The 25305-nt window shown below is 65.6% G+C and carries 29 protein-coding genes and 1 tRNA gene; 17 read left to right on the forward strand and 13 right to left on the reverse strand.

What is annotated here, in order from left to right:
* Window positions 1–94: 94 nt before the first annotated feature.
* From queE to queC, 3 genes are read right to left on the reverse strand one after another with little or no spacing between them, the layout of a single operon-like run.
* The gene (queE, locus tag OM960_RS00960; protein WP_263332313.1) at window positions 95–811 is read right to left on the reverse strand and encodes a 7-carboxy-7-deazaguanine synthase QueE; all 717 of its coding nucleotides are present in this window, start codon (window positions 809–811) and stop codon (window positions 95–97) included.
* Entirely contained in the window at window positions 808–1164 is a 357-nt protein-coding gene (gene queD, locus OM960_RS00965; protein WP_263332315.1) for a 6-carboxytetrahydropterin synthase QueD, read from the reverse strand. Before queD ends, queE begins: the two co-directional genes overlap by 4 nt.
* On the reverse strand, window positions 1164–1862 hold the full coding sequence (gene queC, locus OM960_RS00970; RefSeq protein WP_264770771.1) for a 7-cyano-7-deazaguanine synthase QueC: 699 nt from the start codon (window positions 1860–1862) through the stop codon (window positions 1164–1166). The genes queD and queC overlap by 1 nt, the downstream gene beginning before the upstream one ends.
* A 167-nt stretch (window positions 1863–2029) precedes the next feature.
* Between queC and OM960_RS00975 the strand changes: the two genes are divergently transcribed.
* The gene (locus tag OM960_RS00975) at window positions 2030–2449 is read left to right on the forward strand and encodes an OsmC family protein (RefSeq protein ID WP_263332319.1); all 420 of its coding nucleotides are present in this window, start codon (window positions 2030–2032) and stop codon (window positions 2447–2449) included.
* Between the two features lie 5 nt (window positions 2450–2454).
* On the opposite strand, the gene OM960_RS00980 is transcribed toward OM960_RS00975, so the two are convergent.
* Window positions 2455–2769, reverse strand: coding sequence for a hypothetical protein (locus OM960_RS00980; RefSeq protein WP_263332321.1), 315 nt, complete (start codon window positions 2767–2769; stop codon window positions 2455–2457).
* 78 nt (window positions 2770–2847) lie between these two features.
* Here OM960_RS00980 and OM960_RS00985 point away from each other — a divergent pair, with 78 nt between their 5' ends.
* Window positions 2848–3645, forward strand: a complete 798-nt coding sequence (locus tag OM960_RS00985) for a helix-turn-helix domain-containing protein (protein ID WP_264770772.1) — start codon at window positions 2848–2850, stop codon at window positions 3643–3645.
* 159 nt (window positions 3646–3804) lie between these two features.
* Here the strand turns inward: OM960_RS00985 and typA are convergent, their stop codons facing one another.
* The 8 genes from typA to OM960_RS01025 all read right to left on the reverse strand — a co-directional run bounded on the left by typA (window position 3805) and on the right by OM960_RS01025 (window position 10307).
* Window positions 3805–5622 (reverse strand): translational GTPase TypA, encoded by a 1818-nt coding sequence (gene typA, locus OM960_RS00990; RefSeq protein WP_263332326.1) that lies wholly within the window; start codon window positions 5620–5622, stop codon window positions 3805–3807.
* 65 nt (window positions 5623–5687) lie between these two features.
* Window positions 5688–6290, reverse strand: a complete 603-nt coding sequence (locus OM960_RS00995) for a YitT family protein (RefSeq protein ID WP_264770773.1) — start codon at window positions 6288–6290, stop codon at window positions 5688–5690.
* Between the two features lie 172 nt (window positions 6291–6462).
* Window positions 6463–7674, reverse strand: coding sequence for an NADP-dependent isocitrate dehydrogenase (locus tag OM960_RS01000; protein WP_263332330.1), 1212 nt, complete (start codon window positions 7672–7674; stop codon window positions 6463–6465).
* A gap of 136 nt (window positions 7675–7810) precedes the next feature.
* Window positions 7811–8347, reverse strand: a complete 537-nt coding sequence (locus OM960_RS01005) for a YcnI family protein (RefSeq protein ID WP_264770774.1) — start codon at window positions 8345–8347, stop codon at window positions 7811–7813.
* Between the two features lie 55 nt (window positions 8348–8402).
* On the reverse strand, window positions 8403–8741 hold the full coding sequence (locus OM960_RS01010) for a hypothetical protein (protein ID WP_264770775.1): 339 nt from the start codon (window positions 8739–8741) through the stop codon (window positions 8403–8405).
* 81 nt (window positions 8742–8822) lie between these two features.
* Complete coding sequence (locus OM960_RS01015; RefSeq protein WP_263332337.1) at window positions 8823–9416, reverse strand: HD domain-containing protein; 594 nt, start codon at window positions 9414–9416, stop codon at window positions 8823–8825.
* A complete protein-coding gene (locus OM960_RS01020) occupies window positions 9413–9643 on the reverse strand; it encodes a hypothetical protein (RefSeq protein WP_263332339.1) in 231 nt (76 codons plus the stop codon). Before OM960_RS01020 ends, OM960_RS01015 begins: the two co-directional genes overlap by 4 nt.
* Before the next feature lie 4 nt (window positions 9644–9647).
* Entirely contained in the window at window positions 9648–10307 is a 660-nt protein-coding gene (locus OM960_RS01025; protein ID WP_263332341.1) for an alpha/beta hydrolase, read from the reverse strand.
* 172 nt (window positions 10308–10479) lie between these two features.
* On the opposite strand from OM960_RS01025, the gene iscR reads away from it, so the two are divergent.
* The 11 genes from iscR to OM960_RS01080 all read left to right on the forward strand — a co-directional run bounded on the left by iscR (window position 10480) and on the right by OM960_RS01080 (window position 19318).
* Entirely contained in the window at window positions 10480–10938 is a 459-nt protein-coding gene (gene iscR, locus OM960_RS01030; protein ID WP_263332343.1) for a Fe-S cluster assembly transcriptional regulator IscR, read from the forward strand.
* Window positions 10935–12035 (forward strand): cysteine desulfurase family protein, encoded by a 1101-nt coding sequence (locus OM960_RS01035; RefSeq protein ID WP_264770776.1) that lies wholly within the window; start codon window positions 10935–10937, stop codon window positions 12033–12035. Before iscR ends, OM960_RS01035 begins: the two co-directional genes overlap by 4 nt.
* 41 nt (window positions 12036–12076) lie before the next feature.
* Window positions 12077–13612, forward strand: coding sequence for a Fe-S cluster assembly protein SufB (gene sufB, locus OM960_RS01040; RefSeq protein WP_264770777.1), 1536 nt, complete (start codon window positions 12077–12079; stop codon window positions 13610–13612).
* Between the two features lie 49 nt (window positions 13613–13661).
* The gene (locus OM960_RS01045) at window positions 13662–13838 is read left to right on the forward strand and encodes a hypothetical protein (protein ID WP_264770778.1); all 177 of its coding nucleotides are present in this window, start codon (window positions 13662–13664) and stop codon (window positions 13836–13838) included.
* Window positions 13835–14155 carry a hypothetical protein gene (locus OM960_RS01050; protein ID WP_263332352.1) on the forward strand — a complete coding sequence of 107 codons (321 nt, stop codon included), beginning with the start codon at window positions 13835–13837 and terminating at the stop codon, window positions 14153–14155. The genes OM960_RS01045 and OM960_RS01050 overlap by 4 nt, the downstream gene beginning before the upstream one ends.
* 207 nt (window positions 14156–14362) lie before the next feature.
* Window positions 14363–14878, forward strand: a complete 516-nt coding sequence (locus OM960_RS01055; RefSeq protein WP_263332354.1) for a hypothetical protein — start codon at window positions 14363–14365, stop codon at window positions 14876–14878.
* A gap of 76 nt (window positions 14879–14954) precedes the next feature.
* Entirely contained in the window at window positions 14955–15710 is a 756-nt protein-coding gene (sufC, locus tag OM960_RS01060) for a Fe-S cluster assembly ATPase SufC (protein WP_263332356.1), read from the forward strand.
* The gene (locus OM960_RS01065; protein ID WP_264770779.1) at window positions 15710–17014 is read left to right on the forward strand and encodes a SufB/SufD family protein; all 1305 of its coding nucleotides are present in this window, start codon (window positions 15710–15712) and stop codon (window positions 17012–17014) included. The genes sufC and OM960_RS01065 overlap by 1 nt, the downstream gene beginning before the upstream one ends.
* Window positions 17014–17502, forward strand: a complete 489-nt coding sequence (locus tag OM960_RS01070) for a YIP1 family protein (protein WP_264770780.1) — start codon at window positions 17014–17016, stop codon at window positions 17500–17502. The genes OM960_RS01065 and OM960_RS01070 overlap by 1 nt, the downstream gene beginning before the upstream one ends.
* Entirely contained in the window at window positions 17499–18095 is a 597-nt protein-coding gene (locus tag OM960_RS01075) for a Yip1 family protein (RefSeq protein WP_263332364.1), read from the forward strand. Before OM960_RS01070 ends, OM960_RS01075 begins: the two co-directional genes overlap by 4 nt.
* 2 nt (window positions 18096–18097) lie before the next feature.
* Window positions 18098–19318 (forward strand): cysteine desulfurase, encoded by a 1221-nt coding sequence (locus OM960_RS01080; RefSeq protein ID WP_264770781.1) that lies wholly within the window; start codon window positions 18098–18100, stop codon window positions 19316–19318.
* 30 nt (window positions 19319–19348) lie between these two features.
* On the opposite strand, the gene OM960_RS01085 is transcribed toward OM960_RS01080, so the two are convergent.
* Window positions 19349–21532 carry a S8 family peptidase gene (locus tag OM960_RS01085; protein WP_264770782.1) on the reverse strand — a complete coding sequence of 728 codons (2184 nt, stop codon included), beginning with the start codon at window positions 21530–21532 and terminating at the stop codon, window positions 19349–19351.
* Window positions 21533–21746: 214 nt separating this feature from the next.
* Between OM960_RS01085 and OM960_RS01090 the strand changes: the two genes are divergently transcribed.
* The 4 genes from OM960_RS01090 to OM960_RS01105 all read left to right on the forward strand — a co-directional run bounded on the left by OM960_RS01090 (window position 21747) and on the right by OM960_RS01105 (window position 25304).
* Window positions 21747–21823: transfer RNA gene (locus OM960_RS01090), tRNA-Arg, on the forward strand.
* Window positions 21824–22229: 406 nt separating this feature from the next.
* On the forward strand, window positions 22230–23066 hold the full coding sequence (locus OM960_RS01095) for an alkaline phosphatase family protein (protein ID WP_263332372.1): 837 nt from the start codon (window positions 22230–22232) through the stop codon (window positions 23064–23066).
* A 359-nt stretch (window positions 23067–23425) separates the two neighbouring features.
* On the forward strand, window positions 23426–24403 hold the full coding sequence (locus tag OM960_RS01100) for a glycosyltransferase family 61 protein (RefSeq protein ID WP_264770783.1): 978 nt from the start codon (window positions 23426–23428) through the stop codon (window positions 24401–24403).
* A gap of 52 nt (window positions 24404–24455) precedes the next feature.
* Window positions 24456–25304: a putative rhamnosyl transferase gene (locus tag OM960_RS01105; RefSeq protein WP_263332375.1), complete on the forward strand. Its 849-nt coding sequence runs from the start codon at window positions 24456–24458 to the stop codon at window positions 25302–25304.
* Window position 25305: the final 1 nt, after the last annotated feature.

Below are 25305 nucleotides of genomic sequence, written 5' to 3' on the forward strand. Positions count from 1 at the left end.
GGTCCTGCGAGGGCCAAGAAAATTCCAATTTTCTTGGCAAAAATCTTTGAAGATTTTTGTGGCGCCCTTGGTGGCGGTCGGCGCGTTGCCGGGATCAGACGCCGCGCTTGTTACCCCAGATCAGCACATGCAGCTGTGGCAGGATGCGCGGGCGGAACCATCCGTCGGCCAGCGTCCGCTCCACCAGCCACTCCATGCGCGCAAGAACCCCGTCCATGTCGATGGTTGCATCCTCCTCCTCGGGCGGGGGCGGGGTATGGTTGCCGGGCTGGAGATAGAGCGGCAGGTCGGGGTGGCGCTCCGCCGCCTCGCGGGCCCAGAGATAGTCGGCCTCGTCGAAGATCACGATCTTCATCACCGCCGCGGCCGTGTCCGCGGCCGTCACGCAGGCATCGAACCGCACCCAGTCCACCACCTCGCCGGACGAGGGCGGCTTGGGGCTGAGGATCAGCATGTCGAGCGCGGCGAACCAATCCTGGGCGACCGAGCCCTGCGTCTCCAGCGCGAAGCGGTAGCCTTCGGCCTTTCCCATCGCGATCAGCGGCGCGAAATCCTGGATCGCCGGATTACCGCCCGAGAGCGAGACCGTGAGCGGCCGGCCGCCGGAAAGTGCCGTCACCCGCGCCCAGACCTCCGCCGCCGTCATCGGCGCCCATTCATTCCGAAACCGGCTCTCGACCGCATGGAGGCTGTCGCACCAGGCACAGCGGTAATCGCAGCCGCCGGCGCGGACGAAGACCGTTGGCGCACCGATCAGCGCGCCTTCGCCCTGGATGGTCGGGCCGAAGATCTCTGCGATGCGCAACGTCACGGCCGGTACTCGGCCCAGGTCTTCGGGGTTTCGCTGACCCTTACCGCGCTGACTTCCGGCCAGCGCGCGCGGGCCCAGTCGAACAGCGCGCGCGCGATGTGCTCCGAAGTCACGCGGTCGTCGCCGAAGACATCGTTGAGATGGCGGTGGTCGAGGGTCTCGTCGATATGCGCCTTCAGGGGCGCGAGCTCGCGGTAGTCGCGCACGAAGCCGTTCGCATCCAGCTCGGCGGCGGCAAGCTCGACCTCGACGACATAATTGTGGCCATGAAGCCGCGCGCAGGGATGGTCCCCGGGCAGGTGCTTCAGCTGGTGCGAGGCCGAGAAGGCGAATTCCTTGGTGATCCGGTACATCAGTGCCCTGCCGCCGCGACTGCGACTTTCCAGAAATCGGAATCTGCGTAGATCGTGGGGTCCGCGACGCCGGCGAGATGGAAGGCCTCGCGCCGCTCGACACAGGTGCCGCAGCGGCCGCAATGGGTTGTGCCGCCCTTGTAGCAGGACCAGGTTTCGGCGAACGGCGTGCCATGCTTCGCGCCGGCCGTGACGATCGCCGATTTCGGCAGGTGCACGAAGGGGGTGAAGAGGCGCACGGCGGCATAGCCGTCGAGCGCGTGGCGCTGCATCTCCTCGAAAGCGGAGACAAAGCCGGGGCGGCAGTCGGGATAGATGAAGTGATCGCCACCATGGACGGCGGTCGCCACCGCATCGGCCTTCTGGGCGGCGGCGATGCCAAAGGCGATGGCGAGCATGATCGCGTTGCGGTTCGGCACCACGGTGATCCGCATCGTCTCCTCGGCGTAGTGCCCGTCGGGCACGTCGACATCATCGGTCAGCGCCGAGCCGGAGAGATGTGCGCCGATCGCGCGCATGTCGATGAGGTCGTGAGGTACGCCAAGCCTGGCGGCGCATTTCGCGGCGAAGTCGAGCTCCTTCCGGTGCCTTTGGCCGTAATCGAAGGAGACGAGGCGGACGAGCTCGTGCTCGGCCGCGACCATGTGGGCGAGCGATACGGAATCGAGCCCGCCAGAGCAGATGACGACAGTCTTCATTTCGGACCCTTGTTTTAGCGAACCGGGTAGGCTGCGACCGGTGCCCCGGGTTCGCCCCGGAGCGGCGGCTTCCTAGCAGGTGTCGGGTCCGAAGGGAAGCCGGTCGCTGCCCTTGCAGGTGCGCCGGAGGCGACGCATGATGCCGCCGATTCCGTATGGGAGACGACATGAAAGCGCGCGTGAAATGGGCCGAGGCCCGCACCTTCGTCGGCGAGGTGACGACCGGTCACAAGATCGCCTTCGGCACAGCGCACGGTGAGGGCGCCAAGCCGGGGCCGAGCCCGATGGAGCTGGTGCTGATCGGCACCGGCGGCTGTTCGGCCTATGACGTGGTCTCGATCCTCGAGAAGGGCCGCCAGCGGGTCGAGGATTGCGTGGTCGAGCTCGAAGCCGACCGGGCCGAGACCGAACCGAAGGTCTTCACCCGCATCCACATGCATTTCATCGTCAAGGGCCGGGGGCTCGACCCGAAGAAGGTCGAACGGGCGATCGAGCTCTCGGTGGAGAAATACTGCTCGGCCTCGGCGATGATGGCCAAGACCGCGGAGCTCACGCATGATTTCGAGGTGATCGACACCACGGATTGATGGCGTCACGTCAGGCGGATCCGCATGGTATCCGTCGCCGGATCGAACGGCCGACGGAGCATCTCGTTGTAGAGCGGCAGCGCGGGCACGACCTTCTCGGCGAGAAGCGCGTCGAGATCGTCCCAGCCGTTCCAGCGTTCGACGAGATGGACCGTGTCCTCCGTTCCCTCCTTCAGGCCGAAGTCGTAGGAGACGCAGCCGAACGCTTCGGCATCGGGCCTGCCATAGGCGGCGAGGGCGCCGAGGCAACGGGCCGCGTTCTCGGCGTCCTTGCACTCCAGCGTCACGACATGCACAGATCGACCGGTGCCCGTGGTCATCTGGTCGGCTCCATCCCGTAAATCCGTTCAGGGGCATCCTGCGCCGACCGCGAGCGGCGCGGTATCCGGACCGTGCCAATGAGCGTCGAGAAACTGCCAGACCTGGACCTTCCCGATTTCGGCGACCTCGTCGACGCGGTGCGGCCGGTCCTGTCCTACGGCTGGCGCGCCGAGGGGGCGCACCGCGCGGCCGCCCATGCCCCTGCGCGCGGCCATATCATCCAGCCCAGGAGCGGCGCTTACTGGGTGCTTACGGGCGAGGGGACCTGGCTCGTGCCTGCGGGCCTCGCGATCTGGATCCCGCCCGGCATGCATCACGAGGTCTATTCGCACGGTTCGGTCATGGCCCGCATCCTCTTCGTCGAGACGGCCCATGCCGGGCTGCTGCCTGCCCGCGCGGGCACCGTCAAGGTCAGCCCGCTGCTCGACGCCCTCCTGTCGCGGACCGTGGACTACGGCACCGCCTATCCGCCCGAAGGGCCGGAAGCGCGGCTCGCGCGGGTGATGCTCGACGAACTGGCCGCGATGGAGTTCGCGCCGCTGCCGCTGCCGGTCTCGAAGGAGCCGCGGCTCGCGCGGGCGATGGAGCGGGTGATCGCGGCACCCGAGGCAAACGAAAGCATCGAGGATCTGGCGAAGGCCGCTGGCGCGAGCCCGCGCACGCTCGCACGGCTCTTTCGGGCCGAAACCGGCATGACCTACACGCAGTGGCGCACGAACCTGCTTCTTGCGAATGCGTTCGAGCGGCTGGAGAAGGGCGCGAGCGTGACAGAAGTGGCGCTCGATCTCGGCTACGCGAGCCCGTCGAGCTTCGCCTTTGACTGCCGCAGCAGGCTTGGCGTGCCGCCGGGGAAGTTTCGCGCGAGATCGGATTAGCGCTCATTGCGCCAGCATCCTCCTCGCGCCGAACCCGTCGCGAGGAGGGTCATACCGGCCGCCTGGAGGGATCTGGCCCGGAAGGCACATGCGCGATCAGAAAATCAGGTGAAACCGCACGACGCTACAGCCGTGCGGTACCGCTTCAGGAGGGATGCCTCAGCCGGCCTTGGCCTGGCGCTTGCGCTCGTGCGGGTCGAGGAAGCGTTTCCTCAGCCGCACGATCTTCGGCGTGACCTCGACGAGCTCGTCGTCCTCGACATAGGCGATGGCCTCTTCGAGGCTCATCCGCACCGGCGGCGTCAGACGCACCGCCTCGTCCGTGCCCGAGGCACGGATATTGGTCAGCTTCTTGCCCTTCAGGGGGTTCACCTCGAGGTCGTTATCGCGGCTGTGCTCGCCGATGATCATGCCCTCGTAGACCTGCTCCTGCGCACCGATGAAGAGCTTGCCGCGCTCCTCGAGGTTCCAGAGCGCATAGGCGACCGAAACGCCGTTCTCCATGGAAATCAGCACGCCCACGCGGCGGCCTTCGATCGCGCCCTTGTGCGGCGCCCAGCCGTGGAAGATGCGGTTGAGAACGCCGGTGCCGCGGGTGTCGGTCAGGAACTGGCCGTGATAGCCGATGAGCCCGCGCGAGGGCACATGAGCGACGATCCGGGTCTTGCCGACGCCGGCGGGCTTCATCTCGACGAGATCGCCCTTGCGCTGTCCGGTGAGCTTCTCGATCACGACGCCGGAGTACTCGTCGTCGACATCGACGATGACCTCCTCGATCGGCTCCATCCGCACGCCGTTCTCCTCGCGGAAGATCACGCGCGGGCGCGAGATCGAGAGCTCGAAGCCTTCGCGGCGCATGTTCTCGATGAGAACGCCCATCTGGAGTTCGCCACGACCCGAGACGATGAAGGCCTCGCCGCCCGGCGTGTCCTCGATCTTGATCGCGACGTTGGACTCGGCCTCCTTCATCAGCCGCTCGCGGATCACCCGCGACTGGACCTTGTTGCCGTCCTTGCCGGCCAAGGGGCTGTCATTGATGCCGAAGGTGACCGAGATCGTCGGCGGGTCGATCGGCTGCGCGGGCAGCGGCACGTCGATCGCCGGATCGCAGAGCGTGTCGGCGACGGTGGCCTTGGTCATGCCGGCGACGGTGACGATGTCGCCCGCCTGCGCCGCATCGATCGGGGTCTGGGCGAGACCGCGGAAGGCAAGGATCTTGGTCACGCGGAACTGCTCGATCCGCTCGCCCTTGCGGCTGAGCGCCTTGACCTGGTCGCCGACCTTGAGCGTGCCGGATTCCACCCGGCCAGTGAGGATGCGGCCGATGAACGGATCGGCGGAAAGCGTCGTCGCGAGCATCCGGAACGGCTTTTCAGCGTCGGCGATCTGGCGCGGCGCGGGGACATGTTTCACGATGAGATCGAAGAGCGCGGACAGATCCTTGCGCGGCCCGTCCAATTCCGCGTCCGCCCAGCCGGCGCGGCCCGAGGCATAGAGATGCGGGAAGTCGAGTTGCGCGTCGTCGGCGCCGAGGTTGGCGAAGAGGTCGAAGACCTCGTTCAACGCCCGGTCGGGCTCAGCATCGGGCTTGTCGACCTTGTTCAGCACCACGATCGGGCGAAGCCCCAGCGCCAGCGCCTTCGAGGTCACGAACTTCGTCTGCGGCATCGGCCCTTCGGCGGCGTCGACCAGAAGCACCACGCCGTCGACCATGTTGAGGATCCGCTCGACCTCGCCGCCGAAATCGGCGTGGCCGGGCGTGTCGACGATGTTGATCCGGGTGCCGCCATGTTCGACCGAGGTGCATTTGGCGAGGATGGTGATGCCGCGTTCGCGCTCGATATCGTTGGAATCCATCGCCCTTTCGGAGACCTGCTGGTTCTCCCGGAAGGCGCCGGATTGCTTGAGAAGCTCGTCCACGAGCGTGGTCTTGCCGTGGTCAACGTGTGCGATGATCGCGATGTTGCGAAGGTCCATGGGGTCCGCCAATTCCTGAGGTTGGCGCCCCGATAGAGGAAAACCGGCCCGATGGCCAGTGCCAATCAAGCCGCGATGTAGCGGTCGCGACGGTGATTGACGGCGATCACGAGGTTCACCACCAGCGCCCCGAGCGCCGAGATCGCGACGGTTCCCGCGTCCCGGAGCGTCAGCGCGGCGGCGAAGACGCAGACGTCGAAGGCAAGCTGGGTCCAGCCGGCACGGAACCCGGTCCGGTCCTGGAGATGGAGCGCGACGATGCCGACGCCGCCGAGGCTCGCGCCATGCCGGAAGAGCGCCAGGAGCGCCGCGCCGGAGATCGCGCCGAAGAGGACCGCGCCGAGCACCGGGTCGAGGGCGGCGAAACTCAGCCAGCGCGGCAGGACCATGGCGAGCCCCGACATCAGCGCCACCGCGACGAAGGTCTTGACGACGAAGCGCCCGCCCATGCGACGGTAGCCGAGCCAGTAGAACGGCAGGTTGATCGCGAAGAAGACCGGTCCGAACCCCCAGCCCGTCGCATAGGAGATCAGCACCGCCAACCCCGCGGTCTGGCCGGTGACAAGGCCGAGATGGGTCAGGATCGTGATCCCGAACGCCGCCATGCCGGCCCCGAAGAGGATGCCCTGGGCGTCGTCGATCGCGCTGTGATGCGTGGAGTCGGTCATTGCCCCGGAATGCGTCCGCGCGCGCGGTCGGTCCAGTGCTCACGGTGTCGCAGGGCTGACCCGACGGTCCGGACGCCCGCGCCCGTCTTCTTCATTGCCAAAATACCCCGGGGGGCGCGGGGGGCAGCGCCCCCCGCCGGATCGCCCCGGATTTCATCCGGGGCGAAACCCTTCAGGCCAATGCCTTGTTCAGGTATTCGTCGACCTTCTCGAGATAGCCCATCGTGGTGAGCCACTTCTGGTCCGGCCCGACCAGGAGCGCGAGGTCCTTGGTCATGAACCCGTCCTCCACCGTCTGCACCGTCACCTTCTCCAGCGTCTCGGCGAATTTCTGCAGCGCCGCGTTGCCGTCAAGCTTGGCGCGGTGCTTGAGGCCCCCGGTCCAGGCGTAGATCGAGGCGATCGAGTTCGTCGAGGTCTCCTTGCCGGCCTGGTGCTGGCGGTAGTGCCGCGTCACCGTGCCATGCGCCGCCTCGGCTTCAACGGTCTTTCCGTCCGGCGTCATCAGCACCGAGGTCATGAGGCCGAGCGAACCGAAGCCCTGCGCCACGGTGTCCGACTGCACGTCGCCGTCGTAGTTCTTGCAGGCCCAGACATAGCCGCCCGACCATTTCAGCGCCGAGGCCACCATGTCGTCGATCAGGCGATGCTCGTAGGTGATGCCGGCGGCCTTGAACTTGTCGGCGAATTCCTCGTCGAAGACCTTCTGGAAGAGATCCTTGAAACGGCCGTCATAGGCCTTGAGGATGGTGTTCTTGGTGGACAGATACACCGGCCAGCCCTTGACGAGACCGTAGTTCATCGAGGCCCGCGCGAAGTCGATGATCGACTGGTCGAGGTTGTACATCGCCATCGTCACGCCGGCGCCGGGGGCGTCGAAGACTTCCTTCTCGATGACCTCGCCGTCGTCGCCGACGAACTTGATCGTCAGCTTGCCCTTGCCGGGAAAGCGGAAGTCAGTGGCGCGGTACTGGTCGCCGAAGGCATGGCGGCCGACGACGATCGGCTGGGTCCAGCCCGGCACGAGGCGGGGCACGTTCTGGCAGATGATCGGTTCGCGGAAGATCACGCCGCCAAGGATGTTGCGGATCGTGCCGTTCGGGCTCCTCCACATCTGCTTCAGCCCGAATTCCTCGACGCGCTGCTCGTCCGGCGTGATCGTCGCGCATTTCACGCCGACGCCATGCTGCTTGATCGCATTCGCGGCATCGATGGTGATCTGGTCGTCGGTGCGGTCGCGCTCCTCGATGCCGAGATCGTAGTATTTCAGATCGATGTCGAGATAGGGCAGGATCAGCTTTTTCTTGATGAAGTCCCAGATGATCCGGGTCATCTCGTCGCCGTCGAGTTCGACGACGGGGTTTTCAACCTTGATCTTCGACATTCTCTTCTCCGCTTGAGGACTGACTCGTTGCCGGTGACATAGCGGAAATCACGGGGTCTGGAAAGATGGTATGCGGTGGTATACCGAAATTTGAAAGAAATCTGATGGCCGGGCAGGGGCTGCCCGGCCTGGCGGGTCAGTGCCCCTTGTGCTCTGGGGCCGAAATCGTCAGCCCGACGGCCGGATGGTCGAGCTTCGCTTCGGGATTGGCGGGGTCGGGCAGCTCCGACCACGAGACTTCGCCGCCGGCACAGGTCTGGGTGACGACGAAATAGAGTGTCGTGCCGGCGTCGAGCTCGGGGTCGATCGTGCCGCGGAAGCTGAACTCGTCGAACCACTCGTCGGGCAGCACGCCCGTCCAGGTGATCTCGGTGACGCCCTCGCTGACCGGCTTGCCATGATTCATGTAGGTCTTGGCATGGCTCGCCTTGATGGTCTCCAGCCCCCAGCCGGCCTTGGGCATCGGCTTGACCGAGAAGACGCCCTCCGGAAGCCGGACATGGACCTTCTCGGTCGCCTGGCCCTCGCAGCCATGCGGGATGCGCAGCACGGCCTTGTAGGTGGTGCCGGCCGCGGCCTCAGGTGTCTCGAAGCTGGCATGGGCGAGCGCGGCGGAGCCGGGGATGAGGGCGGCGAGCGCGAGGGCCGCCGCGGTGATGCGGGTGACGTTCATGTCTGTACCTGATGTCTTGAGTTTTCAGTCGCGCCGTGGCGCGGGATGGATGTCGTCAGGTATGCCGTGGCGGTGCGTTCGACGGGGGACGATGCCAGCGTCGAGGGCTGACGAGGCGCCGTGCGGTCGCGCGGCGGGTCGAGGTGATCCGGCGGCGCGCCTTCCGAAGGGGAATTGCGGGCGCCGTGAGCATGCCGGGCGTCGCGATCTGGCAATAGTCGCAATGCGCATGGGTGCCGGTTCCCGAGGGGCCGTCGCCACAGACCTCGCCGATGGCGGCAACCGGCGACGGCACGAGCGCCGTGCGCGCGAGATCCACCGCCATCCGCCCGGCCGCAAGCGGCCCGGTGGCAAGTCCGACAAGCAGAAGAATTCGGACAAGACGATGAAACAAGGAGGTTTTTCCGGGCTGCTCTATTGCATGCCACTCACGCCAAACGCCCGGGAATGTCCAGCGCCTTTCTGTCGCAGGCAGCTACGACAGATCGGGGAAGAAGGCCTGAAGCCGCGCCCGAACATAGGTCCAGATCGACGGCGCGCCGCGCGCGACCTTGGCGCCGACACGGGCTTCAAGCTGTTCGAAGGTCACCTCGTATTCGGTCCAGCTGCCGCCGCCCGAGGCGAGGTTGTGCAGGACCGGCTGCACCCGGTCGAGCGACTTGGCGAAGATCGCATCGGGCGTGACCGCCGCCTCGAACTCTTCCCAAAGCGCGCGGAGCTCGGTGCCGAGGTCGGCCGGCAGCAGGCCGAAGATCCGGTCGGCGGCGCGGGCCTCGGCCGCGGCCACTTCGGCCGAGCCATGCGCCTCGCCATTCGCGGAATGGATCGGCACGTCGCCCACGTCGATCTCCACTAGGTCGTGCAGGAGCAGCATCTTCACCACCCGGTCGATGGTCACGCCGGGACCGGCGTGATCGGCGAGCACAAGAGCATACAGTGCCAGATGCCAGCTGTGTTCGCCCGAGTTCTCGCGTCGCGAGCCGTCGGCAAGCGTTGTGGCGCGGATCACCTGCTTGAGCTTGTCCGCCTCCATCAGGAAGGCGAACTGGGCATCGAGCCGGGCACTCATCCCTTTCGTGCCGCCAGCGCCTTCCTGAGCCGCGCCTCGAGGAACAGGCGCGCCTTGGCGTCGGCGCGCTGTGCCCGGATCGCGGCCATATAGGCCTCCTGCAAGGCCGAGGAGGCGGCTTCGACGATCTTGTTGACCTCGGTCACCAGCGCTTCGTCGCCGGTCTCCTCGACCGCCGCGAGCACGTCTGCGGCAAGCGCAATCCCGAGCTCTTCCGTCGTATGCATCGGCTTACCGCGTCTGCTCGCCGAGCCGGCGGCGGACATAGGCCTGCACGGTCGAGATCATCGGCGCCATCTGCTCTTCCTCGTTCTCGAAGAAATGCCCTGCGCCCTCGATCTGCTCGTGGGTGATGGTGATGCCCTTCTGCTCGCGGAGCTTGGACACGAGCGCGGCGGTATCCTTCGGCGGCGCCACCCGGTCGGCAGTACCGTTGATGATCAGGCCCGAGGAGGGGCAGGGCGCGAGGAACGAGAAGTCGTACATGTTGGCCGGCGGCGACACGCTGATGAACCCGGTGATCTCGGGCCGGCGCATGAGAAGCTGCATGCCGATCCAGGCGCCGAACGAGAAACCCGCGACCCAGCAATGCTTGGAATTGGGGTTCATCGCCTGCAGATAGTCGAGCGCCGAGGCCGCGTCGGAAAGCTCGCCGATGCCCTGGTCGTACTCGCCCTGGCTGCGGCCGACGCCGCGGAAGTTGAAGCGCAGGACGGTGAAGCCAAGCTCGTAGAACGCGTAGTGCAGACGATGCACGACGCGGTTATTCATCGTGCCGCCGAACTGGGGATGCGGATGCAGGATGATCGCTATCGGCGCGTCGGGCTGTTTCTGCGGATGGTAGCGTCCCTCGAGGCGGCCTTCCGGGCCGGCGAAAATGACTTCTGGCATCGCCTGTCTTCTCTCTGCGGGGGCCCGTCGCGTCAATTCTGGGCAAGCCATTCTTGACGATTTTGCTCAGGCACCCTAGAACTGTTCTAAATACCGGCGGATGCCGGTGACCGGGTGGAATGGAGTTAAGCGGCCTTCCGCCTGTCGTCAATCTCTTTGCGGAGCTCGCACGATGAAACTCTCAACCAAGGGACGCTATGCGATGGTGGCGCTTGCCGACCTTGCGACGGTGCGGGAGGATCAGCTCACCTCGCTCGCCGAGATCGCGCAGCGTCAGGACATCTCGCTGCCCTATCTCGAACAGCTCTTCGTAAAGCTGCGGCGCGCGGGCCTGGTCGAATCGGTGCGCGGCCCGGGGGGCGGCTACAAGCTGGCGCGCGATCCTGCCGACATCCGCGTCAGCGAGGTTCTCGAAGCGGTGGACGAGACGGTGAGCGCGCTCCATACCGGCGCGGGCGCTTCGGGCGGGGTGTCGGGCAGCCGCGCGCAGTCGATGACAAACCGCCTCTGGGAGGGACTCTCGGCGCATGTCTATGTGTTCCTGCACCAGACCCGGCTTTCCGACGTGATCGGCAACACGCTGAAACCCTGCCCGGCGGTGCCGGCATTGTTCCAGGTGGTGGACGAATGAGCGGTTTTCAGAGTGAGGGTTCGGTGACCGGACGCGTCTATCTGGACTGGAACGCTTCGGCGCCGCTCAGGCCCGAGGCGAGGGAGGCCCTGGTGGCTGCGCTCGACGTCGTGGGCAACCCATCCTCGGTGCATGCCGAAGGGCGGGCGGCGAAAGCGGTGGTGGAGCGTGCCCGGGAGCAGGTGGCGGTAGCGGTCGGGGCCAAGCCGAGGGAAGTGGTCTTCACCTCCGGCGCGACAGAGGCGGCCGGTATTCTGCGGCAGGTGTTTCCGCACGGTGCGGTCTGCGTCGACGACATCGCGCATGACGCTCTCTGGTCGCACTTCGATCTCACGCATGCGGAAAGCGGGGCGAATGTGCTTGCCATGGGGCTTGCCAACTCCGAGACCGGAGCGATCACTGAGCCGCCCCAACGCGATGCGGACGGTTTCTTTCCCTATGGCGCAAGACGCTGTTCGAGCCTGCTGCTTGATGTGACGCAGGTGGTGGGCCGCATCCCCTGGGCCTTCGCCTGGTCGGAAGCTTCGTTGGCGGTGCTTTCGGCGCACAAGCTCGGAGGGCCGAAGGGCGTGGGCGCGCTGATCGTCCGCGAGGGGCTCGACATAGAGCCGCTCAGCCTTGGTGGAGGGCAGGAGCTGGGGCGGCGCTCGGGCACCGAGAACGTGGCCGGGATCGCGGGCTTCGGAGCCGCGATCGAGGCGGCGATGCGTGACCTCGATGCGGGGCGCTGGCGGGCTGTCGCCGCGTTGCGCGACCGGATGGAAGCCGGCATTGCCGATGCGGCGCCGGAGACTATCTTTGTCGGACGGGACGGAGCGCGGCTGCCCAACACCGCGTGTTTCGTGACACCCGGCTGGAAGGGTGAGACCCAGGTGATGCAGATGGACCTTGCCGGGTTCGCGGTCTCGGCCGGCTCGGCCTGTTCGAGCGGCAAGGTCAAGGCGAGCCGGGTCCTGACGGCGATGGGATATGACGACGTGGCGGCGGCTTCGGGGCTCCGCGTCTCGCTCGGGCCCGAGACGCGGCCCGAGGATGTGGACCGTTTCACCGAGGTCTGGGCCGCGGCACACGCGCGCTTCCGCGCAAGGGCGGCGTGAGGGGGCGCTGGCAAGTTATGGACAGGACGAAAGAAAAGGCGATGGCATTGGATCAGGATCGGGTTGAGGCCGAATTGGAAGTGCGTGAAGGCGTCGACCGCGAGACGGTCGAGACGGTCCAGAACATGGGCGCCTACAAGTACGGCTGGGAAACCGAGATCGAGATGGAATTCGCGCCGATCGGCGTGAACGAAGACATCGTGCGGCTGATCTCGGCGAAGAACGAAGAGCCGGAATGGATGACCGAGTGGCGCCTCGCCGCGTTCCGCCGCTGGCAGGAGATGGAGGAGCCCCGCTGGGCGATGCTCCACTATCCCGAGATCGACTACCAGTCGCAGTACTACTACGCCAAGCCGAAGAGCATGGCCGAGAAACCGAAATCGCTCGACGAGGTCGATCCGAAGCTGCTCGCCACCTATGAGAAGCTGGGGATTCCGCTGAAAGAGCAGATGATCCTCGCCGGGGTCGAAGGCGCCGACGAAGCGCCGGCAGAGGCCCGCAAGGTGGCCGTCGACGCGGTCTTCGACTCGGTCTCGCTCGGCACCACCTTCAAGGAGGAACTGAAGAAGGCGGGCGTGATCTTCTGCTCGATCTCGGAGGCGATCCGGGAGCATCCGGAGCTGGTCAAGAAGTACCTCGGCAGCGTCGTGCCGCAATCCGACAACTTCTTCGCGACGCTGAACTCGGCGGTCTTCTCGGACGGCTCCTTCGTCTACATCCCGCCGAACACCCGCTGCCCGATGGAACTGTCGACCTATTTCCGCATCAATGCCGAGAACACCGGCCAGTTCGAGCGGACGCTGATCATTGCCGACAGGGGGAGCTATGTGAGCTACCTCGAAGGCTGCACCGCGCCGAAGCGCGACACCGCGCAGCTTCATGCGGCGGTGGTCGAGATCGTCATCCTCGAAGATGCCGAGGTGAAGTATTCGACGGTGCAGAACTGGTTCCCCGGCGACGAGGAAGGCCGGGGCGGCATCTACAACTTCGTCACCAAGCGCGCCGATTGCCGGGGCGACCGGGCGAAGGTGATGTGGACGCAGGTCGAAACCGGATCGGCGATCACCTGGAAGTATCCCTCCTGCATCCTCAGGGGCGACGACAGCCAGGGCGAGTTCTATTCGATCGCCATCGCCAACAACATGCAGCAGGCGGATACCGGCACCAAGATGATCCATCTTGGCAAGAACTCTCGGTCGCGCATTGTTTCCAAAGGGATTTCCGCCGGCAAGGCGCAGAACACCTATCGCGGGCTCGTCTCGATGCACCCGAAGGCGAAGAACTCGCGCAACTACACGCAGTGCGACTCGCTTCTGATCGGCGACAAGTGCGGGGCGCACACGGTTCCCTACATCGAGGTGAAGAACAACTCGTCCCGCGTCGAGCACGAGGCGACGACCTCGAAGGTCGATGACGACCAGCTCTTCTACTGCCGCTCGCGCGGCATGGACGAGGAGGAGGCGGTGGCGCTCGTCGTCAACGGCTTCTGTCGCGAGGTGTTGCAGGCGCTGCCGATGGAATTCGCGATGGAGGCGCAGAGCCTCGTCGCGATCTCGCTGGAAGGGAGCGTGGGGTGATCCGGATTCGCTTCGAGGATTGCCGGCCAGTTCGACGGGACGCGTTGCGATGATTGCCACGACCATGCCTTCGATCGAATGGCGCTCCATCGCCGTGTATCATGGCACGGCCGCCGGCGAGGCGTTCTTCCGAGTCAACGCGACTACCGGCGCCCGTCTCGACGACGAGGCAATCAACGGCATGCCGATGATCTCGGCATCACGAACCGCGGGGATACCGAAATGAAACCTGTCGTTCTTCTTGTTGGAAAACTTCCCGGAATCGTCGGCCATCTGGCGGATGAACTCGAAGATATGCCGATCCGCTGGCTCGGCGCGCATGATCACGGCGAGGTCGTGCGCCAACTCGAGACCGAGCCGGAGATCTCCTGTGTGATCATGGGCGCGGGACTCGACGACGGGATTCGCGGCGACCTCATCGGGATCATCGCGGCAATCCGGCCCGACATCTCGATCCACCTCAAGGACCGGGCGTCCGGCCCCGACGGCATGGCAGCCTTCGTGCGGCGTGTTGCCGCAGCGATGGTTCTGGGCGGGGTCTAGGACCGAAACCGATGCGCGCCTTGATCCGACCCGCAGGCGGTGGAAACGCCGCGCCAGCAATGGAAAACGCGACCGAACCGCGCGCCGGCGGCGCATTGCGGCGGATTGATGGCGGTCTTGCCGCGAAAAACCCACGTTCTGAACCCGAATTCGGCCGCATCTCCTCCCCAGCGTGGCTCTTGAAGCTGTGCAGTGCGGAGGCGAGAGATGAACGCGGTGATCGACCAGAAGGCCGCGTTCGCGGAACGGCTCAACCGGATCAACCGCGGCTGCCAGTTCGAACATGCGGACGTGATCGGGCATCACACGCAGCGTCACTACAACAAGATCGCCGCGCGTCTCGCCAAGCAGCCGCAGCGGAGCTTCAGCGGCACCGTCTTGATCTCGATTGCCTTTCTGTGCGGCATGACGGCAGTTCTGGCTGGGCGGGTCTCCTATTTCCACCTGGCGAAGACCGAGGGATTGCCGCCGGCCTTCTACGATCTCGGCGAGCGCGGCATGGCGCTCTTCGCCTTCGTGCTGGCGGCGCTTTTCTTCCTCTTCCTTCCCCTCTCGACCCGGCCCCGCATCATGGCGCTTCTGGCCGGGTGCTTGCTGATGCACTACGGCGAGATTGCGGTCGCCGCGAACGCGCCGGAGGTCTGGTCGCAGATCTTCTCGCCGGAATACGCCGCATCGCTGGCCGAGCAGGGCAAGGACTACCGACTCACGCCCACCGGCTGAACCGACACCCATCCGAAACCCTTGCGGCCCGGGCCTCGCGCCCGCGGGCCGCCTTTGCCGTTTGAAAGAGGAAAAGATGCTGAATATCAAGAACCTGCAGGTCAAGCTCGAGGAAGAGGACAAGCAGATCCTCAAGGGTGTCGATCTGACCGTCGAGGCCGGCAAGGTCCATGCGATCATGGGGCCGAACGGGTCCGGCAAGTCGACGCTGTCCTACGTGCTCTCGGGCCGGGATGGCTACGAGGTGACCGGCGGCAGCGCGACGCTCGACGGCGAGGATCTCCTAGAGATGGAGCCGGAGGAGCGCGCCGCGGCCGGTCTTTTCCTCGCCTTCCAGTACCCGGTGGAGATCCCGGGCGTCGGCAACATGACCTTCCTCCGGACCGCGCTCAATTCCCAGCGCAAGGCGCGCGGGGAAGACGAGGTCAGCGCGGCGGAGTTCCTCAAGCTCGTGCGCGAGAAGGCCAAGGCGCTGAAGATCGACGCCGACATGCTGAAGCGCCCGGTGAACGTCGGTTTCTCGGGCGGTGAGAAGAAGCGCAACGAGATCCTGCAGATGGCGGTGCTCGAGCCGCGCATGTGCATCCTCGACGAGACCGATTCCGGACTTGACGTCGATGCGATGAAACTCGTCTCGGACGGGGTCAACGCGTTGCGCGACGAAGGAAGGGCCTTCCTCGTCATCACCCATTACCAGCGGCTTCTCGACCATATCCAGCCCGACGTCGTCCACATCATGGCGGCCGGGCGGATCGTGAAGACCGGCGGGCCCGAGCTTGCACTCGAGGTCGAGAAGAACGGCTATGCCGACATCCTGGCGGAGCTGGCCTGATGGCGGCCCCGATGCGGAAGGATGAGGCGCGCGTGGCCGCGACCGAAGCGCGGCTCGCCGCGCTCGACTTGCCGAAAGGTGGCTTCACCGCCCATGCCCGTGCCAACGCTCTGGCGCGGCTGAGAGAGATGGGCCTGCCGGGGCGGCGGGACGAGTACTGGAAATTCACCGATCCGGCCGTGTTGAACGCGACCGAGGCGGCGAAGGCCGCGCTGTTCGATCCGAAGGAGTCGCAGCTTTTCGGCGGTGTCGATTGCGTGAAGCTGGTATTCGTCGACGGCGTCTTTGACGCCGAGGTCTCCGACGATCCGGTGCTAGCGGGCGTGGAGATCGCGCGGCTGGCGGAGGCCGGCGCCTCCGATATCCACTGGGCGCAGGAGCTTTACGGCGCGCTCGAGGCGAAGGGCCAGTCGCCGGTCGTCCGGCCCTTCGCGGCGCTCAACACCGCGGCGGCGACCGATGGTGTCCTGATCCGGGCGACGGCGCAGGCCGCAAAACCGGTGCACCTCGTTTACCGCCACGAATCAGAGGCTTCCGACGCGATCCTTCATCACTGCGTGAAGATCGAGCCGGGGGCGGAGCTGACGCTCCTCGAAACCGGGCCGGCGGCGGCGCGGTTCAACAAGGTGATGGAGGTCGATGTCGCCGCGGGCGGCCGGTTCCACCATGTCCGCGCCCAGGGCCGTGACCACGAGCGCCGGGCGATCACGCATATCTTCGCCCGCGTTGCTGAGGAAGCCTCGTTCAAGAGCTTCACGCTCACCGTCAACGGCCAGATGACGCGCAACGAATGCGTGATCGAGATCGCCGGAGACGATGCAATCGCGCATGTCGCGGGCGCGGCCCTCGGCGATGGCAGCTATGGCCGGTTCCATCACGACGACACGATCTTCGTCACCCATGATGCTGAACGCTGCGAAAGCCGGCAGGTGTTCAAGAAGGTGCTGAAAAACGGCGCGGTGGGCGTCTTCCAGGGCAAGATCCTCGTCAAGCCCGGCGCGCAGAAGACCGACGGCTACCAGATCAGCCAGTCGCTGCTTCTGGACGAGGACAGCCAGTTCCTCGCCAAGCCGGAACTGGAGATCTATGCCGATGACGTGAAATGCTCGCACGGATCGACGACCGGCGCTATCGACGAGACGGCGCTGTTCTATCTGCGCTCGCGCGGGGTCGGGAAGCAGGATGCGACGGCACTTCTGGTCCTGTCCTTCCTTGCCGACGCGATCGCGGAGATCGAGGACGAGACGCTCGCCGCCGAGATCGTCGAGCGGCTCGAAGCCTGGCTCCAGCGCCGGAAGAAGTGATGGCCGTCACCGACGACATCGTCGCCACCTACCGGGGGCCGCGCAGGGTGATGCGCCGGCTTCTGGCCGGTGAGCGCCACGAGGCCCGTGCGCTCGCCTATCTGATCGCGGCGCTCGTCGTGATCTACATCGCGCAGTGGCCCGGTCTCAGCCGGGCCGCGCATTTCGCGCCGGAAGTGCCGCTCGTCCAGAGGATGGTGGCGTCCTTCCTCGCGGTCATGGCGCTCTTGCCGGCCTTCTACCTGGTCGCGGCGCTCGGTCATCTCGTGGCGCGCATGTTCGGCGGCAGCGGGGATTACTTCGGCGCCCGGATCGCGCTCTTCTGGGCGCTTCTCGCGGTGTCGCCGCTCATGCTGCTGCAGGGCATGGTCGCGGGCTTCATCGGGCCGGGGCTGCAGGCCGGCGCGGTGGGCGGGATCGTTTTCGTGGTCTTCCTGTGGTTCTGGTTGAGCGGGCTGGCCGTCTCGGAAAGCGGAGCGAAGTCATGACGGCGATCGGCCCCGTTATCGTCGACCTGGTGGCGCACACGCTGCGCCGTCCGCGCGAGGCCGCGCGGCGGCTGATCGATTTCGACCTGCCGATGGAGGCGCGCTGGCTCGGGCTCCTGCTGGTTGCGGTGGTGGCGCTTCTGGAGACCCGGATCGCGCTTCTCTTCATGCCCTCCGACCAGCAGGCCGCGGTCTTCGCCGTTCTCGCCGACCCCTGGCTCGGGGTGGCGTTCCAGATCCTGTCGCTGGTGATCATCGCCGGGGCGATGGCGTTCGTCGGTCGCATCTTCGGCGGGCAGGGCGTCTTCGCGGATGCGCTGCTGCTGGTCGTCTGGCTCGAGTTCCTGCTGACCTTGGCGCAGGCCGTGCAGATGCTCGTGATGTTCGTAGCACCGCCGCTCGCCACGCTCATCGCCTTCGCGGCGCTGGGGATGTTCCTCTGGCTTCTGGCGCATTTCACCGCCGCGCTGCACGGCTTTCGCGATCTCGCCAAGGTCTTCGTCGGGATGGTGGCGAGCTTCTTCGTCATTGTCGCCGTTCTTGCCGTCCTGCTCGCGATGCTGGGCGTCCTCCCTCCGATCGAGAAGGTCTGACCATGTACGACGTCGCCAAGATCCGCGCCGATTTTCCGATCCTCTCGCGCGAGGTGAACGGCAAGCCGCTCGTCTACCTCGACAACGGAGCCTCGGCGCAGAAGCCGCGCGTCGTGATCGAGGCGATCACGCAGGCCTACGAGATGGAATATGCCAACGTCCATCGCGGCCTGCACCACCTGTCGAACCTCGCCACCGAGAAATACGAGGGGGTGCGCGCCATCGTCGCCCGCTTCCTCGGCGCGCCCGATTCCGAGGAGATCGTCTTCACCTCCGGCACGACCGAAGGGATCAACCTCGTCTCCTATGCATGGGCCGCGCCCAGGATGCAGCCCGGCGACGAGATCGTGCTGTCGGTGCTCGAACATCACGCCAACATCGTGCCCTGGCACTTTCTGCGCGAGCGTCAGGGCGTGGTGCTGAAATGGGTGGAGCCGGAGCCGGACGGCACGCTCGACCCCGAGAAGGTGATCGCTGCCATCGGGCCCCGGACGAAGCTCGTCGCCGTCACCCAGATGTCGAACGTGACCGGAACCCTCGTCGATGTCGCCGCGATCTGCCGCGGCGCGCGCGAGAAAGGCGTGCCGGTCCTCGTCGACGGTTCGCAGGGCGCGGTGCACCGGCCGGTGTCGGTCGCCGAGATCGGCTGCGACTTCTATGCGATCACCGGCCACAAGCTTTACGGGCCGACCGGGTCGGGCGCGATCTGGATCGCGAAGGAGCGGATGGCCGAGATGCGGCCCTTCCTCGGCGGTGGCGACATGATCCGCGACGTCTACCGGGACGCGGTGACCTACAACGACCCGCCGATGAAGTTCGAAGCCGGGACGCCCGGCATCGTCCAGCAGATCGGCATGGGGGTCGCACTGGAATACCTCATGGGTCTCGGCATGGGGAATGTCGCTGCGCATGAGGCGGATCTGCGCGACTACGCGCTGAGCCGGTTCAAGGGGCTGAACTGGCTCAACCTGCAAGGCACCGCGCCCGGCAAGGGGGCGATCTTCTCCTTCACGCTGGAAGGGGCGGCGCATGCCCACGACATCTCGACTGTCCTCGACAAGAAGGGCGTCGCGGTGCGCGCCGGCACCCATTGCGCGATGCCGCTGCTGGAGTTCTACGGCGTCACGGCGACCTGCCGCGCCTCGTTCGGGCTCTACAACACCCGCGCCGAGGTCGATTCGCTGGTCGAGGCGCTGGAGCTTTGCCACGAGCTTTTCGCCTGAAGGGCGACGGGGCAGGGGCCGCCCCGGCGATCAGAACGAGAAGGTGATCGCCAGCACGCCGGCCGTATCCGAAACGCCCGCGCGGTTGCCGTAGTTTTCCGCGTAAGCGAGCTCGGCGAGGAACTCCAGTCCGGGCGCCAGCGGCCGCTGGTAGCTGATCGCGAGGTCGACCTGCCGCTCGGAGGGCGCGAGGTCGAGCGCCACCGGTTCGAATGCGGAGCGTCCGGCGCTGCGGACCACCGGCAGAACCATTTCGGCGCGCCCCGAGGTCACCGCCATCGGCAAGGATGCGCGCAAGCTCAGCCGGTCGCCGGAGGCGAAGACCTCGCGCTGGCCGAGATCGAGGTCGAGGCTTGAGAACCGCGCCGCCGAGACGCCTGACAGATAGGCCGGGGCACCGAGATCGGCGATGCCGGTCTCGCCGGAGAGCGAGATGAACCCGCCACTCGCGCTCTCGCCCGTCAAGCCGAGCTGGAGGGCGACGAGGTCGCTTGCCGGAAGCCCGTCATCCGCGGCGCCGAGCCCGAGCGCGCCGCGGTCGTGCGCGATCTTCACGCCGATGTCGAGCCCGACCGGCCCGTCGATCAGCGCGTGTTTGGCGCTGATCCCGTATCCGGCGTCCGCGTCGCCGCTCGCCGGGATCAGGAGCGCGCCGGACAGGCTGCCATCGGGGCTTGTGAAATCGAGCGTCCGGCCGTTGAACGCGCGGAACGGTTCCGTCAGTGCCTGCGCGGCGGCGGCGCGCCGGGCCGAAAGGTCGTCGGAGGTCGCCCGTGCCAGAAGTCCCTCGGCCATGGGCCGCGGCACCGAGCTTGCGGTCAGCGCCCCGGCAGGCATCCGGAACCCGCCCGCGAGGCTGTCCGTGACCTCGACCTCGATCACGCCGAGGCTGCGCTCGACGGCGTCCCCGATGGCCGCTCCCGCGACGATCACCGGCCCGGTGGTCTTGACCTCGACGCCGCCGGGCAGGCTCATGCTGGTCGTGCCGATCGGCAGCAGGGCCGCCCTGACGTCGAGAAAGCCATGCCCGTAGACGTCGCTGTAGCCATGCACGAAGCCGGGCACGAGTTCGACCGATCCGTCCGGCGCGAAGAAGCCATTGTCGGCCGAGGCGAGCAGGCGCAGCCGCAACTGATGCGGTGTCAGGTTCGGGAATGCCTCGGCCAGGATCGCCAGCGCCCCGGCGACCTGGGGTGCGGCGAACGAGGAGCCGACCGTGAAACCGTATGAACTGTTCGAGGCCGCGGTGGCGGCGTTCCAGCTTCCGTCGGCGACAAGGCACCATCGGGCGGCGTTGAGACAGGAGGCGGATTGCATCTGCGCCGACTGGACGCTGGCGGCGTCGAATGCCGGGGTTGCGTTTCCGACCGCGAGCCAGCCCGTCTCCAGGCTTGGCCGCAGGGCGGGCAGACCCTCCATGAGCTCGGAGGTGGTCGCGGCCTTGTCGTTCGACAGGGCGAAGACGACGACGCCTCTGGCAGCGTAGGCGTCGAGTGCGGCAAGGTAGGCGGCACCGTCCGAAGTGCCGAAGACGGTGTCGAAGCTTGCCGAGGTCGCGGGCACCGGGAAGCCCCAGGAATTGTTCTGGGCGACTGCGCCACGCTGCAGGGCCGTGCGGGTCGCCGCCGTCACCGAGGAAGCCGAGCCGGAACTGCCGAGCGCGAGGTTCGCGCCCGGCGCGACGCCGATCATCCTCGACGACGAGCCTGCGGCGACCGAGGCCACGGCGGTCCCATGATCCGCAACCGGCAACGCGCCCGATGTGGCGACTGTCCTGCCGGCGATCGTGTCGTGCGTTTGCCGGAAACCCTCGTCGACGATGGAGATCGTCTGCCCCGCGCCCGTCAAGCCGACGGCATGGGCGTATTCGGTGCGGGCCGACGCCAGGGGATAGCTGGAAAAGGTGGGGCCCGGAACGGCGCTGAACCGCCATTCGTTCTTCTGGAAGAGGTAGCGCGCCGTTGTGTCCCGGAGTGCCGCCGCTGCGGCCTCGTAGGGTTCGAAGGATTGCACGAAGTAGGAGCCGAGCGTTCCCGCCCCGCCCGGCACCGGGATCGGCAGCGTGGCGGCGCTTTCGCCTCCCTTGCACGCGGTCAGAACCAGAACCGCGCCAATGCCGAGAAACAGGACCGGCCGACAGGGAGGTTCTTTGCGGCCGGGGCGAAGTCGCTTGGCGAGGGACGCGCGAATGCAGCAATGGAGGCGTTCGGCCATGCGTGGTGATTCCAGCTCTCGGTCTGCCATCTTCCCATTTTCTAACCGGGAAAGACGCTGGAGCGAGGGCCGAATGCTCCTTCAGCTTCAGATAGAACGGCGGTGCGGCGGACATGCCGCAGCTTGCGGTGCCCGGCTGCCCTCGATCTCGAACGGGCCATGCAAAGCCCCCATTGCGGGACGGGAAACTTGTCGCTATAGAGGCGAGGACCGCGCACCCGTAGCTCAGCTGGATAGAGTGCTGCCCTCCGAAGGCAGAGGTCACAGGTTCGAATCCTGTCGGGTGCGCCAAAATCCCAAAGTGATTACAGAAGCTTGACATCCTATCATGGCGTGGCGGCGCGTGCGTCCGGTGCGATGGCGCGCATCGGCGCGTGCCGCAGTGTAAAGTGGGGCGCTACCTGCTGTCAGTGGCGCCGCAGCGAAACTGCCGAGGCGCGCCAGAGATGAGCCCTAAACCCATCGCTGTTCGCCTGACCGGCGGGCCATACTAGACATGCCCGTTCCGAGAGCACGGGCGCCGTGCCGTTGCCTCCGTCCAGGTTTCGTCGCCATCGGCCACGGTTTCCGGGCGCCGGGACCGTCCGCGGTCGAAGGCCGACTCGCGGATGCCGCTTTCGGCAATGCTCGCGGCACGCACAAGGCAAAGATTACGCGGGATTGCGGCGCGGCGCCGCGGCGGGAAAGGGCGGATATCTTGGATCGAAAGCTTCTCCTCATCATCATCGACGGCGTGCCCTATGCCAACTGGCGCGGCTTCTTCGGCAATCTGGAGGGCTGGGTCGCCTCAGGCGAGGCGCGGGTCTGGCGGATGCGGTCGGTCATGCCGTCCACCTCGGCCTCCTGCTATGCCTCGATTCATACCGGGGTCAGCCCCCAGGTGCACCGGGTGACATCGAATGAGTCGATCTTCAGGGTGGCCGAGCCGGACGTCTTCTCCGAGGTGGCAAAGGCCGGAGGCCGCACCGGCGCCGTGGCCCACAGCTTCTGGTCGGAGTTTTTCAATCGCGCGCCCTTCGATCCGGTCCGTGACATCGAATACGACGAGCCGGGGCAGGGTCCGATCAGCCACGGCCGCTTCCACACGATGACCGGCTATGGCCACGACAACCAGATGACGCCCTGCGACGCCGACCTCTTCGCGACGCTCACCATGCTGGCCGAGAGGCACGGGATCGACTACGGCATGCTCCATACCTGCACCCTGGACAGCATGGGTCACCGCTTCGGCCACGACTGCATCCAGATGGACCTCGCCTGCTTCAAGCTCGACGGCCAGCTCGCGCCCTATGTCGAGCGTTGGCGCAAGGCGGGCTACGAGGTCATCGTGACCGCCGACCACGGCCAGTCCAAACGCGGCCATCACGGCGGGGCCGAGGACGTGCAGCGCGACTTCGCGCTCTATTACTTCGGCCCGGCCGAAGGACCCGCGCCGGATACGCTCCTGAACCAGACCCAGCTCGCGCCGACAATCCTCGCGCGCCTCGGCGTGGAGATACCGGAGACGATGCGCGACGAGCCGTTCCTGGTGTGAGCCGGGATCTGTCACGATGTCCGCAAGAGCGCTGGATCGATGGAGCGAAAGCGTGCAGTTGGAACTGTGCCCGGCCGACCTCGATGCGCTCGCCGAGGGTAAGACCTGCCGCACCTGAGCGGTCCGGGAATCGCTTCCTGGCTGAGGGATTTGGTCAGGCTGACCGGACAGGTTGTGTTGCCGGCCAGTTGTCGTTGCCTTGAATGGTTGAGACCGCTAGACATGCCTGCGAGCAGATGAATGGAGCAGGCATGTCGGAACCTTTGCCCGAAGCTGGATGGTCGCGGGATTATACTTCCGTGAGCAGTGCGCTTGTTTGCCCTCCGTCGAGATCGCAATACCTTCAGCAATGTGGCGTGATGGATGGCGATTTCGACTATGCGCATGCCGCTTTGTGGCGGTTTGGTAAGCGATTTACGCAACCCCTGAGCGAACGGCCCGTTCCGGTTGAGAAGTGGTCCGGACGTCATATCTGGGGCGGCTTGTTCTTCGGAAATTTCGGCCATTTCCTGATGGAAACGATCTCGCGGTTGTGGATTCGCGGAAGAGTTGACGCCGAGAGTGTTCTGTTCGTTCCGCGCCATGATGCACTGACCGATTTTAAGGGCTACCAGTCTGCACTCTACGAACTCCTAGATATCGGGATCCCCGCTCGGATTGTAACAGACCCGGTCGAGGTCGACGAACTGATCGTTCCCGGTCAGGGTTTCGGGCTTGGTCGAATTTCCCGCGCTACGCCGGAATTCAAGGACTTGCTAAACGTCATGGCGGCTTCGATAGAGCCCAATGGGCCGGAAAAGCTGTACATTTCCCGAACACAATTCGGCGGGCAGGGCGGCGTGCTGAGCGAGGCATGTCTGGAAGCAAATATGGAGGCGTTGGGATACACCGTGATCCATCCGCAACGTCTTTCACTGCCGCGTCAGCTAGCACTCTACAAGGCGGCGAAACATGTCGTCGGCCTAGATGGATCGGCTTTCCATCTTTTTGGATTCGTGGCGCGCGAAGATCAGCGCGCGGCAATTGTCTTGCGCCGTAATTCCGAAGCGTTCACCGCGATTGCCACCCAATTGGAGTCATTCATGGGGCATCCGCCAGTAATCATCAACGCCTTGGCGGCAGATTGGATGCCCGAGACACAGAATTTTGCAAATCACCAGACCTGGGGAGAATTGGACTTCTCCGAGGTGGGGAGATGTCTTGGCGCAGGCGGGTTCATTAAAAAGTCCGACGTTTGGTGTGCTCCGACAAAGGCTCAGTTGGCCGAAGCAGTTGATATGGCCGCTACAAAAGCAAAGACGAACTTGAAACGCCGTGCCTCGCAAGTGAACACCTGAGTGTCCTGCACCACGAAATGCTACGTTGGTCTAGCAGTAGGGGAATTATAAGATGCACGACAACATGAACATATTGGGCGTCTGCCGGTTCTCGATGCTGGGGCGCGGTGATTGGAAGGCCTACAGGAACCAGCCGGATGACAAGCTCGAGGAGATCTATGAAGAGAAGGCTCGCGAACTCTTCGCGCCGGATCGGATGGAGAACCGGCTTGCTACATTCGAGCATCTGACGCTGAAATCGCTCGCAGCCCAGAGCGATCAGGACTTTCGGTTCCTCGTCGTGGCCTCGGACCGGCTGCCCGCCGACTATAGGGAGCGTCTAGTCCGCATATGCGCCGGCGTGAAAGCGGTCGTCCTGAGGTTCGTGCCGCCAACGCATATCTCCGACGTGATCCGGGAGACCTTGGCGGAACTGGCAATCGCGCCGGGCGACACGCTTCAGTTTCGGTTGGACGACGACGACTGCGTTTCGAAGGATTTTATCCGTCGCGCCCGGCGTCACGCCACGGCGATGTGGGAAAACCAGAACTTCGCGATAAGCTTCGCTCAGCAGTACTATTGTGTAACCGATGGCCCGACCGAAGGTATCTACAATTGGTATAGCCCCTTCTTCTCGGCGGGCGCCATGACTCGCCATCGTGACCGGACGGTGTTCGATTGGGGGCACTACCAGATCCCGTCCCGCATGGTATCGGTGACTGATCCACATTTTCCGAACATCGTCACGCATCGCGGCGATAACGACACGCCACGCCACGAGGCGCGCATCCTTAAGAAGCGTGGCATGGTACCCGCCTCGGTCGCTGAACTGCGCCGCGTGAGGGAGCGGCATTTCGATTTTCTCGACGATGAGGGGCTGGCGCTTTGTCGGCTTGACCAGTTCGTGGTGGAACCAACGTGAA

Origin of the sequence: Defluviimonas salinarum, from assembly GCF_026013545.1 — a bacterium.
Taxonomy (GTDB): domain Bacteria; phylum Pseudomonadota; class Alphaproteobacteria; order Rhodobacterales; family Rhodobacteraceae; genus Albidovulum; species Albidovulum salinarum.